Annotated in this window: 11 protein-coding genes; 9 read left to right on the top strand and 2 right to left on the bottom strand. The window is 42.8% G+C overall.

Annotated elements, in window-relative coordinates; translation table 11 throughout:
• Positions 1-155 precede the first annotated feature (155 nt).
• Complete coding sequence (serA, locus tag L2747_RS06135) at positions 156-1,385, bottom strand: phosphoglycerate dehydrogenase (protein ID WP_248998205.1); 1,230 nt, start codon at positions 1,383-1,385, stop codon at positions 156-158.
• 235 nt (positions 1,386-1,620) lie between these two features.
• Between serA and L2747_RS06140 the strand changes: the two genes are divergently transcribed.
• The 7 genes from L2747_RS06140 (at position 1,621) to katB (ending at position 8,956) form a co-directional block, all read left to right on the top strand.
• Complete coding sequence (locus L2747_RS06140; protein WP_248998206.1) at positions 1,621-2,256, top strand: DUF2238 domain-containing protein; 636 nt, start codon at positions 1,621-1,623, stop codon at positions 2,254-2,256.
• A gap of 218 nt (positions 2,257-2,474) precedes the next feature.
• The gene (locus L2747_RS06145) at positions 2,475-3,149 is read left to right on the top strand and encodes a helix-turn-helix transcriptional regulator (RefSeq protein WP_248998207.1); all 675 of its coding nucleotides are present in this window, start codon (positions 2,475-2,477) and stop codon (positions 3,147-3,149) included.
• Positions 3,150-3,803: 654 nt separating this feature from the next.
• On the top strand, positions 3,804-5,030 hold the full coding sequence (locus tag L2747_RS06150) for a NupC/NupG family nucleoside CNT transporter (RefSeq protein WP_248998208.1): 1,227 nt from the start codon (positions 3,804-3,806) through the stop codon (positions 5,028-5,030).
• Positions 5,031-5,120: 90 nt separating this feature from the next.
• Positions 5,121-5,834: a purine-nucleoside phosphorylase gene (gene deoD / locus L2747_RS06155; protein ID WP_248998311.1), complete on the top strand. Its 714-nt coding sequence runs from the start codon at positions 5,121-5,123 to the stop codon at positions 5,832-5,834.
• Positions 5,835-6,204: 370 nt separating this feature from the next.
• Positions 6,205-6,642 carry a PaaI family thioesterase gene (locus L2747_RS06160; RefSeq protein ID WP_248998209.1) on the top strand — a complete coding sequence of 146 codons (438 nt, stop codon included), beginning with the start codon at positions 6,205-6,207 and terminating at the stop codon, positions 6,640-6,642.
• 93 nt (positions 6,643-6,735) lie between these two features.
• On the top strand, positions 6,736-6,984 hold the full coding sequence (locus tag L2747_RS06165) for a hypothetical protein (protein WP_248998210.1): 249 nt from the start codon (positions 6,736-6,738) through the stop codon (positions 6,982-6,984).
• Between the two features lie 508 nt (positions 6,985-7,492).
• Entirely contained in the window at positions 7,493-8,956 is a 1,464-nt protein-coding gene (gene katB / locus L2747_RS06170; protein ID WP_248998211.1) for a catalase KatB, read from the top strand.
• A gap of 220 nt (positions 8,957-9,176) precedes the next feature.
• Here katB and L2747_RS06175 read toward each other — a convergent pair whose 3' ends face one another.
• The gene (locus L2747_RS06175) at positions 9,177-9,731 is read right to left on the bottom strand and encodes a TMEM165/GDT1 family protein (RefSeq protein WP_248998312.1); all 555 of its coding nucleotides are present in this window, start codon (positions 9,729-9,731) and stop codon (positions 9,177-9,179) included.
• 688 nt (positions 9,732-10,419) lie between these two features.
• Here L2747_RS06175 and L2747_RS06180 point away from each other — a divergent pair.
• Both L2747_RS06180 and L2747_RS06185 read left to right on the top strand, forming a co-directional pair.
• Positions 10,420-11,619 (top strand): amino acid permease, encoded by a 1,200-nt coding sequence (locus L2747_RS06180; protein ID WP_248998212.1) that lies wholly within the window; start codon positions 10,420-10,422, stop codon positions 11,617-11,619.
• Between the two features lie 265 nt (positions 11,620-11,884).
• Complete coding sequence (locus L2747_RS06185) at positions 11,885-14,041, top strand: S46 family peptidase (protein ID WP_248998213.1); 2,157 nt, start codon at positions 11,885-11,887, stop codon at positions 14,039-14,041.
• Positions 14,042-14,116: the final 75 nt, after the last annotated feature.

Here is a 14,116-nt window from a genome sequence, read left to right on the forward strand (position 1 = left end):
GACAATGATTGTACCGCTAATTTTTTACTCTGCAAGCGCAGTAGCTCAAACTCTTTGTGCTTAGGTTGATAAAAATAAAGGCCGTATAAAGTGATTTATACGGCCTAATGTTGCGCTATTAGGTTTGTGCTAACGCATTTGGTTTACTGCTTCAATCAGTGAAGTAAACGGGTTCTAATCGTGCCTTCAATTGCTTGCAACTCAACTAAGGCTTCATCAGCTTGATCTGAGTCTACTTCCATCACTACATAACCAATTTCAGCGGTAGTTTGTAGATACTGAGCAGCAATGTTGATACCTTTCTCTGCAAACGCCGAGTTAATCTTGATTAGAATACCTGGGCGGTTGTGGTGAATGTGCAGTAAGCGTGACGTACCAGTATGCTGCGCAAGAGACACCTCAGGGAAGTTAACTGCTGTCATGGTAGAGCCATTATCAGAGTACTTAGCCAGTTTACCAGCAACTTCAATACCGATGTTTTCTTGTGCTTCTGCTGTGCTGCCACCTACATGAGGCGTTAGTAACACGTTATCTAGGCCACGTAATGGACTGATAAACTCATCATCATTTGACTTAGGTTCAACTGGGAATACGTCGATAGCCGCGCCAGCAAGATGATTTTCTTTTAGCGATGCAGCTAAAGCATCAATATCGACTACTGTGCCGCGAGAAGCATTAATTAAAATACTGCCTTTACGCATATTGGCTAACTCTTCAAAGCCAATCATGTTTTTAGTTTGTGGTGTCTCAGGTACGTGCAAACTTACTACATCAGAAATAGACAATAGTTGCTGTAATGAATGCACTTGTTGAGCGTTTCCTAGTGGTAGCTTGTCTTCAATATCGAAGAAAATCACTCGCATACCTAAGGTTTCAGCCAGAATACCTAGCTGAGTACCAATATGACCGTAACCGATAACACCTAAAGTTTTGCCACGAGCTTCATAGCTGCCTGAAGCGCTTTTTAGCCAGCCGCCGCGGTGAGCTAGCGCGTTACGTTCAGGGATCCCACGTAGCAGCATGATTATTTCGCCTAATACTAATTCGGCTACGCTGCGAGTGTTAGAGAACGGGGCGTTAAACACAGGTACACCCAGTTTTTCAGCCGCCTTAAGGCTGACTTGATTGGTGCCAATACAGAAACAACCAATGCCAACTAATTTTTCAGCGCGGGATAATACATCTTCAGTCAATTGGGTACGGGATCGAATACCAATGAAATGTGCATCTTTAACGGCAGCATGAAGCTCGTCTTCAGCAAGTGATGCTTTGTGATATTCGATATTGGTGTAACCGGCACGTTCAAATACATCTACCGCAGATTGGTGGACGCCTTCCAACAGCAGGATCTTAATTTTATCCTTGTCCAGCGAATGTTTCGCCATGATTTATGTACCCTTTTAGTTTATATGTATTATGTATACTTAATGCCACCGCAGAGACGACTAAACTCTACGTTGTAGGAGTGGTTTGGGTATAGACTATCAATGTACTAAGGACTGCAAAGCTTCGACAATAGATATTTACGTCAAAAGCGTAACAGAGGTAACAAAGTAGCACTTTTTTTTGGTGCTGTGGAGGGCTAGATGGCTAAAGTGTTTATTCTTAAATTAGAACAATATGGTATATGAGGGCATTATTTTGCATAAAAGCACTGTGTGGCTAGTGATATTCTTCGCTGTATTGATTTGGTCAGGGATTAACCCGAAAGATCAATTTACCTGGTTTTTAGAAGTGGCACCGGCAATCGTTGCCTTGCCGATTTTAATCTTTACTCGTAAAAGCTTTACGTTAACCAGTTTAGCCTACGTATTGATTTTAATTCATTGCGTGATTCTGATGGTGGGCGGGCATTATACCTATGCCGAAGTCCCTCTATTTGACTGGATTGCCGATTGGACGGGGGGGGATCGTAATAACTACGATAAGGTTGGTCACTTTGCTCAAGGCTTTATCCCTGCGCTGTTAGCTCGTGAAGTGTTTATTCGCCTAAGTGTGGTTAAGGTTGGCGCTTGGTGTAATTTCTTAGCTATCTGTTTCGCATTAGCATTTTCTGCTTTTTATGAGCTAATTGAGTGGTGGGTTGCCGAGCTTACCGGTGAAGATGCCGAAGCGTTTTTAGGTACTCAAGGTTATGTTTGGGACACGCAATCAGATATGGCAATGGCACTTATTGGGGCGATTGCTGCTATGGTATTGCTAAGTCGTTTGCATGATAAGCAATTGAGTGCAAAACTAGCAGAGTCTAAATCGTAAGAGGTTAAACCACTCTAGCGCAGCATCAGGGTCGTAAACTCTGTATACTTCTGTTGCTTTTAGCCGAACACATGATGTGATCGGCGTAAATGTTTAAAATAATGCCTTAGTCATTTCTGTTTCAAGTCGGCAAGCTCTTAGCGGTTCTGAGTTATTCAGAACTTCCACAGAGCTTGTTCTATTTAGCGGACAGGCAAAACTTTTCAGGGAGAAAAGTGATGAACAAAATTGACGAGATAGTCTTCCTTCATCAAATGGCGTCCCCTTGTCATTTGGCCATACTTGCAGACTCAATCGGATTGAAAACGCGAGTAGTATCAGACGTTGAGCAACTCGAACATAACAGTAATAAAAGCTGCTTTTACCTGGTTTCACAGCAAGGTGCAGCCCTCGACAGCAACGGTATTCCATTAGTCGCCACTCAGTTGGTTAAACATGTTCCAGTGGCACTTTATCAAGTGGACCGAGATAGGTTAAATGGTGAGGCGGCATTGCTAAGTGGTATTAGCGGTTTACTATTTTTAGATGAGCGTATGGATCTGCTGTTAACCGGGTTGAAAAAAATGCTCGATGATGAACTGTGGTTTGATAGACCTTTGCTTAGTAAGGTCTTTAAGCACCTGGTGAGTAAGGTTGATGTGTCGAGCAACCTAGCAAATGAAAGCTCTGAAACTTTAGAAGTGCTGACAAATCGTGAGAAAACGATTATTCAACTGGTTTCGAGTGGTGCACGCAACAAAGAGATTGCTACTAAACTTAGTATCAGTGAGCATACCGTTAAAGCGCATATATCTTCTATTTTTCGCAAAACTCAAGCCAGAAACCGAGTCGAATTATTACGCTGGGCGCAGTCGTTCCAGAGTCATCTAGATCTGTTCGCTTTGAGTCATTAATCACAACGTAGTGATTATATAGTGCTGTTCTTGCTATAAGCCTATGGCCTGCCGCTGAATTGCGGTAGGCGTTATCTACCATCATATAAAGACACTTTATCGGCTTATACTTGCTAAAAGCTCCAGCTATTTTTAAAAACGCCGGCGCTTAGCTCTATTTATTCGCTAGTTATCTATGTAGCGTCTAGGTTGATGAATTTATGATACAGAGATTAATGACTGTTTTAGCGGAATTTAATCTTGGTTTAATTGAATGCAATGAATAATAGCGTATCTCATGGTAAGTGCTGAAAATGTGGCTTTAGCAGTAAAATTATTATTTAGAGTTTATTTTTCCAGTTATAAACTTTCAGTTTTGTTGTTAGTTGATCTGTTTTTGTTCTGTTTTACTCGCAACAACCCCTTTCGTTAAATCTTAATTAGCTCTTTCAAATGTTGCTTTAGGTGGCTTTTTGTTTGGGGATGGTTGCCACCTTGTTTGGTTGATGTTTGGTTAGTATTGCCATTAGGTTCTATCATTTTTATTAGCTATCAATTCTCGCCATTAACCGCTAAAAATCATATTTATCTAAGCTAAATTGTCGCTATATCCTTGCAGCAAATTGCCGGCTGTATACACTGCGGACACATCAAGATTTAAATGGTAATAAAGTTATGGAAGTTTTCGTCAGTTTGTTCGGTATGCTTTGTCTTATGGGACTAGCAGTGGCCTTATCAGAAAATAGAAAAGCAATTAACCTTAGAACAGTATTAGGGGCTCTCGCATTCCAAGTGGCTTTTGGTGCCTTTGTTATGTACGTGCCAATGGGGCAAGTGGTGCTTGATGGCGCATCAAATGGCGTAATGCACGTTATTGGCTACGCTAACGAAGGTTTAACCTTCCTGTTTGGCGACCTAGCTAAGTTTGGTGTTGGCTTTATCTTTGTGATTAATGTGTTATTTGTAGTGGTATTTATTAGCGCATTGATTGCTGTACTTTATTACCTAGGCATTATGCAGTTAGTTATTGGCCTGATTGGTGGCGGCTTATCTAAGTTACTCGGTTCTAGCCGCGCGGAATCGTTATCTGCAACGGCTAATATCTTTGTTGGCCCAATTGAAGCGCCATCAATGGTGCGCCCATTCGTAAAGCACATGACTCGCTCTGAACTATTTGCGGTAATGACGGGGGGGTTAGCGTCAGTTGCTGGTGGCACCATGATTGGTTATATCCAGATGGGGGTTGACGTTAAATACGTACTGACCGCTGCATTTATGACCGCGCCTGCAGGTTTGCTGTTTGCTAAATTAATGTGGCCAGAAACTGAAACGCCAACTAACGACATCAAAAAAGTGATGGATGATGTAGATGACAAGCCTGCAAACGTACTCGATGCAGCCGCTGGTGGCGCTGCAATGGGTATGCAACAAGTTTTGTCTGTGTCTGCATTGCTTTTAGCATTCGTTGCACTTATCGCCATGGTTAACGGCATGCTTGGTGGTATCGGTGGCTGGTTTGGTATTGAAGACCTAACCATGCAAGCTATTTTGGGTTACCTACTGGCACCGCTTGCTTGGGTGATGGGAGTACCTTGGAGCGAAGCGACACAAGCGGCATCGTTTATTGGCCAAAAGATGGTGATTAACGAGTTTGTTGCCTATATCGATTTTTTGAAGGTGGCTGATCAGCTATCTGAAAAAACGCAAATCATTATCAGTTTTGCTCTGTGTGGTTTCGCTAACATTGGTTCATTAGCCATGGTGATTGGTGGCTTAGCGGCACTATGCCCTGAACGTCGTCACGATTTAAGTGCACTAGGTATGAAGGCGTTAATCGCTGCAGCTCTAGCTAACTTAATGAGCGGTACTATTGCTGGTTTGCTCTACAGCTTAGCAGGTTAATACGCCTCTAAGTTTAGTTTGAAATGTTTATATTTTTTATATAGAGCAGTCGTTTACTAGCGCAAACAACTGCTCAATTTTTAAGGAAGTATCATGACTCCACATATCAATGCCGAAAACGGTGCATTCGCTAAAACAGTATTAATGCCTGGTGACCCACTACGTGCTAAATACATTGCCGACAACTTCTTAGAAAACGCTGTATTGATTACAGACGTGCGCAATATGTTGGGCTACACAGGTGAATACAAAGGCAAGAAGATCTCTGTAATGGGGTCTGGCATGGGCGTGCCGTCAATCTCTATTTACGCAAAAGAGTTAATCACAGATTACGGTGTTGAAAACATCATTCGTATTGGCTCATGTGGTGCAATCAGCGATAAAATCAAGCTGATGGACGTCGTTATTGCTATGGGTGCAAGCACTGATTCAGGTGTAAACAGAACTCGTTTTGCTAACACTGATTTTGCGATGATTGCAGACTTTAACTTACTTAAGCGTGCTGCCGATTCTGCTGAAAAGCTAGGTGCTAGCTACCATGTAGGTAACCTATATACGTCTGATCTGTTCTACTGCGCTGATGAAGAGCGTTACGACTTGATGGAAAAGTACGGTATCTTAGGCGTCGAAATGGAAGCGGCTGGCCTTTATGGCGTAGCAACTGAATTTGGTGCTAACGCATTAGCCATGATGACGGTAACTGACCACATTCGCCAAGGTCTGCATTTAACTGCAGAAGAGCGTCAGCAAACGCTAAATGACATGATTAAGCTCACACTAGACGCAGTGGAAGAGCTTCTTTAATCGCGATTAATGGTCGCTTAAGTTTACTTGAGTATTTTGTGCGTTATTAATGCTACTCAGTAACAATTAGTTTGACTGCAATGCTTTACCCTATGGCCGCGGCTAGGCACATTAAGTTGGACGCATTTGCGTCATCGACAAAAAATATTAAGCCTAGTCGCGCGCCAATTCAGCCCAAATAGCAAATCCGCTGTTTGGGCTTTTTTATACTGACTTCAAACTTTCATTCTGTCGTTGGTTTCAGCCATTCCTGCCAGCGAATCAAATTATCGATTCACCAGTTAAAACCACCCAGAAAATTTTGATAGGTTTAAAGATCTTTGCAGACAAAGTAGACTAGTTGCACTAATAGTATTTTTGGAAATAGAAGATGTCGATTTGGTTTAAGCCAGTAACGCTTGAAGTCTGTGCAAAAATGGATGCAGGTATGCATGGTAAAGGCACCTTGATGCAAACCATGGGGATCACCATTACCGAAATTGGTGAAGACTATATGGTTGCAACTATGCCTGCATCGCCCGCTATTCACAATCCGCTGGGCATTGTTCATGGCGGTGCAAACGTGGCTCTAGCTGAAACTGTCGCGAGCTATGCAGCAAATTTCGCGGTCGATTTTGAAAACTATTACTGTGTGGGACAAGAGATTAATGCTAACCATCTTAAAGCGTCACGTAATGGTACGTTAACGGCTACAGCTAAGCCAGTTCATTTAGGGAAGCGCAGTTCGGTTTGGGAAGTGCTTATTCATAATAGTGCGGGTGAACTTTGCTGTATTTCTCGAATGACAGCAGCGGTCGTTAAGCGTTAAACAACAGCTTTATTTAGCTAAAGCCTATTGATATGACCTAAAATTAACTCAGACTTTTATTCAGATCAGTACTGATAATATGAGGATAGCGTAATGGATAACGCAACAATATGGGAGTGGGTGGGATACTTAGCGTCAGTTGTCGTCGCAATCTCATTGATGATGTCTAATATCAAGAAGTTACGCTGGTGGAACCTTGTTGGTGCAGCGCTATTTGTGGCCTATGGATTAGCCATTGATGCTATTCCTGTAGCGCTAGTCAATTTCTTCATTGTACTGATTGATGCTTATTATCTGGTTAAACTTTATCAAGTTAACGCTAAATTAAAAGACGACAGCTAACAAGTGACAATCTATATCAATGGCTATTTAAGTGTAAAAATCGTAACTAACGAGGCGAAACTCGCTCATTTCGCCTCTATTTAACAAATGTAAATAGAATTTAAAACGTTTCCTTTCCAATAAAATCCCGCACTTACATCAAGATGTAGCATTTTTTTAGCATTCCTCCCCTTAATTGCGATACCGAACCAGTGTAAAAATCTGAACAATTCATTGATTGATTAACATCAAGATTAGAATCGTGCTTGCGGACTATTCTCCAGCTCCCTAATTAAATTAGTTTTTATTTTTAGAGCCACTTCCAAAAAAATATTAATCTGCAATTCAGTTTAGCGTTATCTATTTTAATCGTTTTCTTATTTTCGGTTGTGGGCCTATTATCAGTTCATCGACATACGGCATTGATGCCATATCGCCATAGCGTATCGCATATAGAGGATAAACCATGGCCACACTATTTGATTTAATCGAAACTTGGCTCGAAGATAGCCAAGATCAGGAGTAATTTATGAGTCAGCAAAATCGAGTTCTTACTGCACAAAACGGCGCACCAATTAGTGATGACCAAAACTCATTATCAGCAGGTGAGCGTGGCCCGTTATTACTTCAAGATTGGCACCTTATTGAGAAGCTGGCGCATTTTAACCGTGAGCGAATTCCTGAGCGTATCGTGCACGCTAAAGGTACTGGCGTTTATGGTAAGTTCACTCTGACTCGTGATATGAGTGAATACACAATAGCTGACCACTTTAACGGTGTCGGTAAAGAGACTGAAACTTTTGTTCGCTTCTCGACAGTCGGTGGCGAAATGGGTTCTGCAGATGCAGAGCGTGACCCACGTGGCTTTGGCCTACGTTTTTACACTACTCGTGGTAACCACGATATTGTAGGTAATAATACGCCAACATTCTTCTTGCGTGACGGTATTAAGTTCCCTGATTTTATTCATACGCAAAAGCGTAACCCACAAACTAACCTTAAAGATCCACACGCAATGTGGGACTTCTGGGCACTAAACCCTGAAGCTATGCATCAAGTTACCGTGTTGATGTCAGATCGTGGTATTCCTGCTAACTACCGTCAAATGCACGGCTTTGGTTCACACACATTCTCTTTCTGGAATGCAGAAGGTGAGCGTTTCTGGGTGAAGTTCCACTTCAAGACTAAGCAAGGCATCGCTAACTTAACGGCTGAACAGGCTGATATTCTTAAAGGTATTGACCCTGATTCATCACAGCGCGATATGGTTGCAGCGATCACCGATGGTAACTTCCCTAAATGGGCTGTTAAAGTGCAAATCATGCCAGAATCTGAGGCAAATACTTACAAGATCAACCCATTTGATCTAACTAAAGTATGGCCACACGCTGATTACCCGCTGATTGAAATTGGTGAGCTAGAGCTAAACCGTTTACCGCAAAACTACTTTGCAGAAGTTGAGCAAGTGGCATTAGCGCCAAGCAACTTGGTACCAGGTGTAGGGGCATCGCCAGATAAGATGCTGCAAGCACGTTTGTTCGCTTATGCTGACGCTCAGCGCTACCGTATTGGTGCCAACTACAACCAGTTAGCTGTTAACTGCCCACATGCAACAACGGCTAATCATCATCAGCGTGGCGGAGCAATGGCGGGTACACAGTGTCCATTCTCTGGTAGCCAAACAGGTGGTGATGCAAGCAGAAACTACGGACCAAACAGTTTTGATGGCTTGCAAGACCAAGCGCAATTTGCTGAGCCACCACTGCGTTTAGATGGCGAAGCTGACCGCTACAGTCGTTACGACCAAGATGATTTCAGTCAAGCAGGTGACTTATATCGTTTACTGCCAGAAGATGAAAAAGCGCGCTTGATTGCTAACATCGCTGGTACATTAAGTGTAGTAAGCGAAGCGACTAAACTGAAGATGGTAGAGCACTTTACTGCAGCTGACAGTGACTACGGTCAGCGTGTTAAAAGCGCAATCGGCATGTAACGCGATTCCGCTAACTTTGCTTTAGTAAGCGTTAGCCATCAGTCAGCAACAAAAAAGGCAAAACAGTTATACTGTTTTGCCTTTTCTTTTATAGGTTGGGCTTTAGCCCATCAGGTTCATGGTTTCATAGCTAAATTTGACGGCATAAATGCCGATCTATAAAGCTGTTTCTTCTATGTTGCAGAGGGCGAGTTATTTAAGAGTAAACTCTTTGTTTTATCTAAAAAATTAAGGTTGCCACACCGAGTAGTGCAAATAACACGGCACAGCCGCGGTGGATCCAGCTCATCGGTAGCTTTTCTGCACTAAAGTGACCAGCAATAACCACTGGCACATTGGCTATTAACATCCCCAAGGTTGTCCCCAGCACCACCATAGCCAAAGCATCGTATTTCGCCGATAACACCATAGTCGCTATCTGGGTTTTATCACCCATCTCCGCAATAAAGAACAAAACAAAAGTGGCTAAGAATGGTCCCATTGCATAAAAGCGGCTTTCTTCAGCATCAACTTTATCCGGAATAAGTACCCACAGAGCAATAGCAAAAAATGAAGCGGCAACTAAGTAGCGGCCAACATCAGGGCTTATCCATGAGATAGCCCATTGGCCTAGCCAAGCGGCGGCAAAGTGATTGATTAAGGTTGAGAGAAAAATGCCGAGTACAATTGCAGTTTTATTTTTAAAGCGTGCAGCTAAAATTAGCGCGAGTAGCTGAGTTTTATCACCGATTTCAGCGATAGCAACAGTAAAGGTTGAGGCGAGCAGTGCTTCCAAGAGTTGATCCTGTAATGGGGACTTATTAGCAATAACTAAGCACGGCAGCTCTTCCCCAAATTTAAGAGGTGCGGTGCTCAGGTCTTGCTGGGCAGACTCAAAACCGACGTTTTGAACTGCTGTATGTACCATGGCATATGGCCAATTATGTTGATACACACTCAATAACCGGCGCGGACTGCCATTGCATGCAGTTGCATCAGTTTACTGATAGCTACTCCCCTGAAGCGGAGGCGGCATTATAGCGACTGCGCTGTTTTTTTCAACGCTAAAGCGAAAGCGAGCAATAAATTAATCGGTAATTTAGGACTAAGTAACGTAGCTGTCGCTTAATCTTTACGCTCATGTTAACGAGTCGTGCCAAGTTGATTTTAAGTGCCCTAGAGGGCTTGCCCACAGGGAATACTGCTGTTAATGTCGTGTCAGTCATTTTTTAGAGAAAGAGCCGTAATGAAGCAATTCACTCTGTATTTTCCACGATTTATCCAGCCTCAGTGGCTAAGTTGATAAGGTGAATACACGTTTTATTTAACTAGCCGTTGGGGCCAATTGGAATCTTCAAGGTCGATGATGACCAGATTCGATTGGGGGCAGTTATTGATATTGTTAACTTGCAAAATTCTCTCCCTCAAAGTCGTTCTAAATCTGACCTACAAAAATAAATTATAAAATTTAACAGGACAATTTTGTGAACTCAAAAATACTTGGCTCGATTGCCATTGTTGCCGGAACGGCAATTGGTGGCGGTATGTTGGCGTTGCCATTGGCAACCGCATCGTTAGGCACAATTCCCGCACTGCTATTACTTATCGCTATTTGGGGCGTATCAATTTACACCTCGCTATTGATGCTTGAAATCAATTTGCGCACCGGTGTAGGGCTTAATATGCACTCGATTACCGGCAAGACTTTAGGCCGTGTAGGACAACTCTTTCAAGGTGCGTCTTTCTTAAGTTTATTATTTGCATTAACCATGGTGTATCTGATGGGTGGCTCGTCGCTGCTTGAATCAAAGATGGATCTTGTTGGCATGGAGATGGATAACCAAATCGCCGTGTTAATCTTTACGGCCATTTTTGGTGGTTTGATTGCCGTTGGAGTACGCTGGATTGATAAAGTGTCGCGGGTTTTATTCACTTCGATGATAGCGCTGTTAGTGATTGTGGTGGCGTATTTACTACCAGAAGTCGATATGAGTCTAATGATGAAAGACTCAACAGAAGGCTTAGTGGCTGGGCAAGACCTAACTAACCTTTGGTTAGCGGCGATCCCCATTGTATTTACCTCATTTGGTTTCCATGTCTGTATCGCGACAATCGTGCGTTACTTAGATGGCGACGCCATGTCACTGCGTAAAGTCTTGATTATCGGTTCAACCATTCCACTCGTGTGCTATATCCTGTGGTTAATGGTGACCTTAGGCACTTTAGGTGGTAAAACCGTTTATGCTTTTGATGGCTCTTTACCTCAGTTAGTGTCAGCGCTACAAGGTGTGGCTGAGTCATCAATTTTACAGCAGTTTATCGATCTGTTTGCAAACTTAGCCTTGGTAACATCTTTCCTTGGTGTGACCATGAGTTTATTTGACTACATTGCTGAACTGACTCGCGCTAAAGAAAACGCTTTAGGTCGCGCACAAACTTGGTTACTTACTTTTATACCACCGCTATTGTGCGCACTGTACTACCCAGATGGTTTCTATAAGGTCTTGGGTTATGCAGCAATTCCATTGGTAGTGATGATTATCTTCCTACCGATTGCTATGGCGATTCGTCAGCGTAAGCAGAACCTAGGTGGTTACCAAGTGAGTGGTGGTAATGGCGCATTAGCCTTAGCGGGCTTAGCGGGTTTAACTATTATCTTGGCCCAGCTTTGGGTTGCGCTATAATTGAATTTATAGCGAGAAAATAACGCTTATGGTTAGGAACACTGCTTTGTAAGAGAGTAATTCATAGGCTGTTGTTACCCGCGCATCATGTGATAAAGTCGAGCACTAATATGAAAATATTGGCTCGGCTTTTTTGTTTTTGGGCCTAAATACTTTTAAATAATAGAGAAGTAAAAACCAAGCTTAAAGCTGTGGTGACGAACAAGCAATCAACAGAAAAAATCAAAATAATATTTTTAATAAATAAAAAAATGGACTTATAAAAATGAAAAAATGGCTTTTGACAGCAGCTATCGCGACCTCTTTTGGCGCTCTAGCTGACGAAGGTATGTGGCAGCCTTACCAGCTTCCAGCAATGGCTGATGAACTGAAAGCAAAGGGCTTAGAAATCGATGTTAACTCGATTTCTAAATTGACCGAATTCCCAATGAACGCAGTAATAAGCTTAGGTGGATGTACGGCGTCATTTGTATCACCAAAGGGCCTGGTTGTGACTAACCATCACTGTGCTTATGGCTCTATCCAATATAACTCTACTCCAGAAAATAACTTACTACGCGATGGCTTTTTAGCCAAGACCTTTGCTGACGAGCTTCCTGCTACTCCGGGCTCACGTGTGTACGTGACCGAAAGCGTAGTCGATGTAACCGATAAAGTGAAAAATGGCCTTGAAGGTGAAACGGGTAACGCATTTTATAAAGGCATTGAGCAACAAGAAAAGAGCTTAGTCGCTGAGTGTGAAAAAGAAGATGGTTACCGCTGTAAAGTTTATAGCTTCCACGGTGGCTTAGAATATTACCTCGTTAAGCAGCTAGAAATTCGCGACGTACGTTTAGTGTATAACCCAGCAGCTAGCGTGGGTAAGTACGGCGGCGATGTTGATAACTGGATGTGGCCACGCCATACAGGCGATTACTCTTTCTATCGTGCTTATGTATCTAAAGATGGTAAGCCAGCAGACTTTAGTAAAGACAACGTACCTTTTGAGCCAAAGAGCTTCTTGAAAGTCTCAGCTAAAGGCGTCAGTGAAGGCGATTTCGTGATGGTCGCAGGTTATCCAGGCCGTACTAATCGCTACCGCACCGCTAACGAAGTTGAGAACCAATTTGAGTGGGCTTACCCAGAAGGTAAAATTCTACGTGAGCGCATTATTGATATTATCAAAGAGACTGCGCCAGAAGGCAGCGATGAGCGTATTAAGTATGAAAGCTCGATTGCTGGTCTAGCAAACTACGCGAAAAACTTCACTTCAATGATCGAGTTTTACGGTAAATCAACCATGCTTGATGATCGTAAAGGCCTAGAGCAAGACCTAGCAAACTGGATTAAAGCTGATAAAAAGCGCCAGGCTAAATACGGCGAGGTGTTAGCGCAACTTGATAAGTTAATTGCCAAGGGGCAGCAAGGCCAAGAGCGCGATTTACTGCTAAGTTACATGGGCTATAGTACTATGATGAGCACGGCAAATAGCCTGTACCGTCTAGCTAATGAAAAAGCGTTACCTGATATGCAACGTGAGCCTGGTTATCAAGATCGCGATATGACTCGCTTTACCTCTGGTATGGAGCGTATTGAGCGCCGTTATGCGGCTAGTGTAGATAAAGCGATACTTGCAGATCTAATCAGCCGTTATGCCGCATTACCAAAAGATCAGCGTTTACCAGCGTTTGATAAAGCCTTTGGGATTGGCAACAAGTTTGACATGGCTAAGTTTAACAAGACGTTAGATAAGATGTACGCCAACACTAAGCTGTCTGACAAAGACACACGTCTGGCTTGGATGGACAAATCTGTCGCTGAGTTTAAAAAGTCGAAAGATCCATTTATTCAATATGCTATTGCGACTTATGACGAGCGCATGAAGCGTGAAAAAGCGGAAAAGCAGTTAGCGGGTGATTTAATGAAGGTACGTCCACAATACATGGATGCCATCATTGCCTATAACCGTGAGCAAGGTAAGCCTGTTTACGCAGACGCTAACTCAAGCCTACGTGTTACAGTGGGTCACGTGAAAGGTTACTCACCTGAAGATGGTCTTAAAGCTGTGCCGTTTACTCGCCTAGAAGGTATTTTAGCCAAAGACACAGGTGTTGAGCCGTTTAACGCGCCAGTTAAGCAGTTAGAACTTATTGCGAATAAGCAATATGGTGATTACTACGTGAAATCACTGGATTCTGTGCCAGTTAACTTCCTATCAACGCTTGATACCACAGGTGGTAATTCAGGTTCACCAACGTTAAATGGCCGTGCAGAGCTTGTTGGCTTACTGTTTGATGGTGTATACGAGAGTATCATTGGTGATTGGGGTTACGATCCACAGACTAACCGTTCTATCCAAGTGGATAGCCGTTATATGCTTTGGGTAATGAAGTACCTTGATAATGCCGATAACCTACTAGAAGAAATGGAAATTGTTCATTAATTTTCGACCTTGATAGACCAAGGTTAGATAGGTCTTTTGGATGCCAAAGCCGAAACATGAAAGTGTTTCGGCTTT

This window comes from Shewanella marinintestina (assembly GCF_023283845.1).
Taxonomy (GTDB): Bacteria; Pseudomonadota; Gammaproteobacteria; order Enterobacterales; family Shewanellaceae; genus Shewanella; species Shewanella marinintestina.

Excerpts from the sequence above, each read along its gene's own strand:
- serA (WP_248998205.1), bottom strand. The coding sequence starts at position 1,385 with ATGGCGAAACATTCGCTGGACAAGGATAAAATTAAGATCCTGCTGTTG.
- L2747_RS06140 (WP_248998206.1), top strand. The coding sequence starts at position 1,621 with ATGGTATATGAGGGCATTATTTTGCATAAAAGCACTGTGTGGCTAGTG.
- L2747_RS06145 (WP_248998207.1), top strand. The coding sequence starts at position 2,475 with ATGAACAAAATTGACGAGATAGTCTTCCTTCATCAAATGGCGTCCCCT.
- L2747_RS06150 (WP_248998208.1), top strand. The coding sequence starts at position 3,804 with ATGGAAGTTTTCGTCAGTTTGTTCGGTATGCTTTGTCTTATGGGACTA.
- L2747_RS06160 (WP_248998209.1), top strand. The coding sequence starts at position 6,205 with ATGTCGATTTGGTTTAAGCCAGTAACGCTTGAAGTCTGTGCAAAAATG.
- L2747_RS06165 (WP_248998210.1), top strand. The coding sequence starts at position 6,736 with ATGGATAACGCAACAATATGGGAGTGGGTGGGATACTTAGCGTCAGTT.
- katB (WP_248998211.1), top strand. The coding sequence starts at position 7,493 with ATGAGTCAGCAAAATCGAGTTCTTACTGCACAAAACGGCGCACCAATT.
- L2747_RS06185 (WP_248998213.1), top strand. The coding sequence starts at position 11,885 with ATGAAAAAATGGCTTTTGACAGCAGCTATCGCGACCTCTTTTGGCGCT.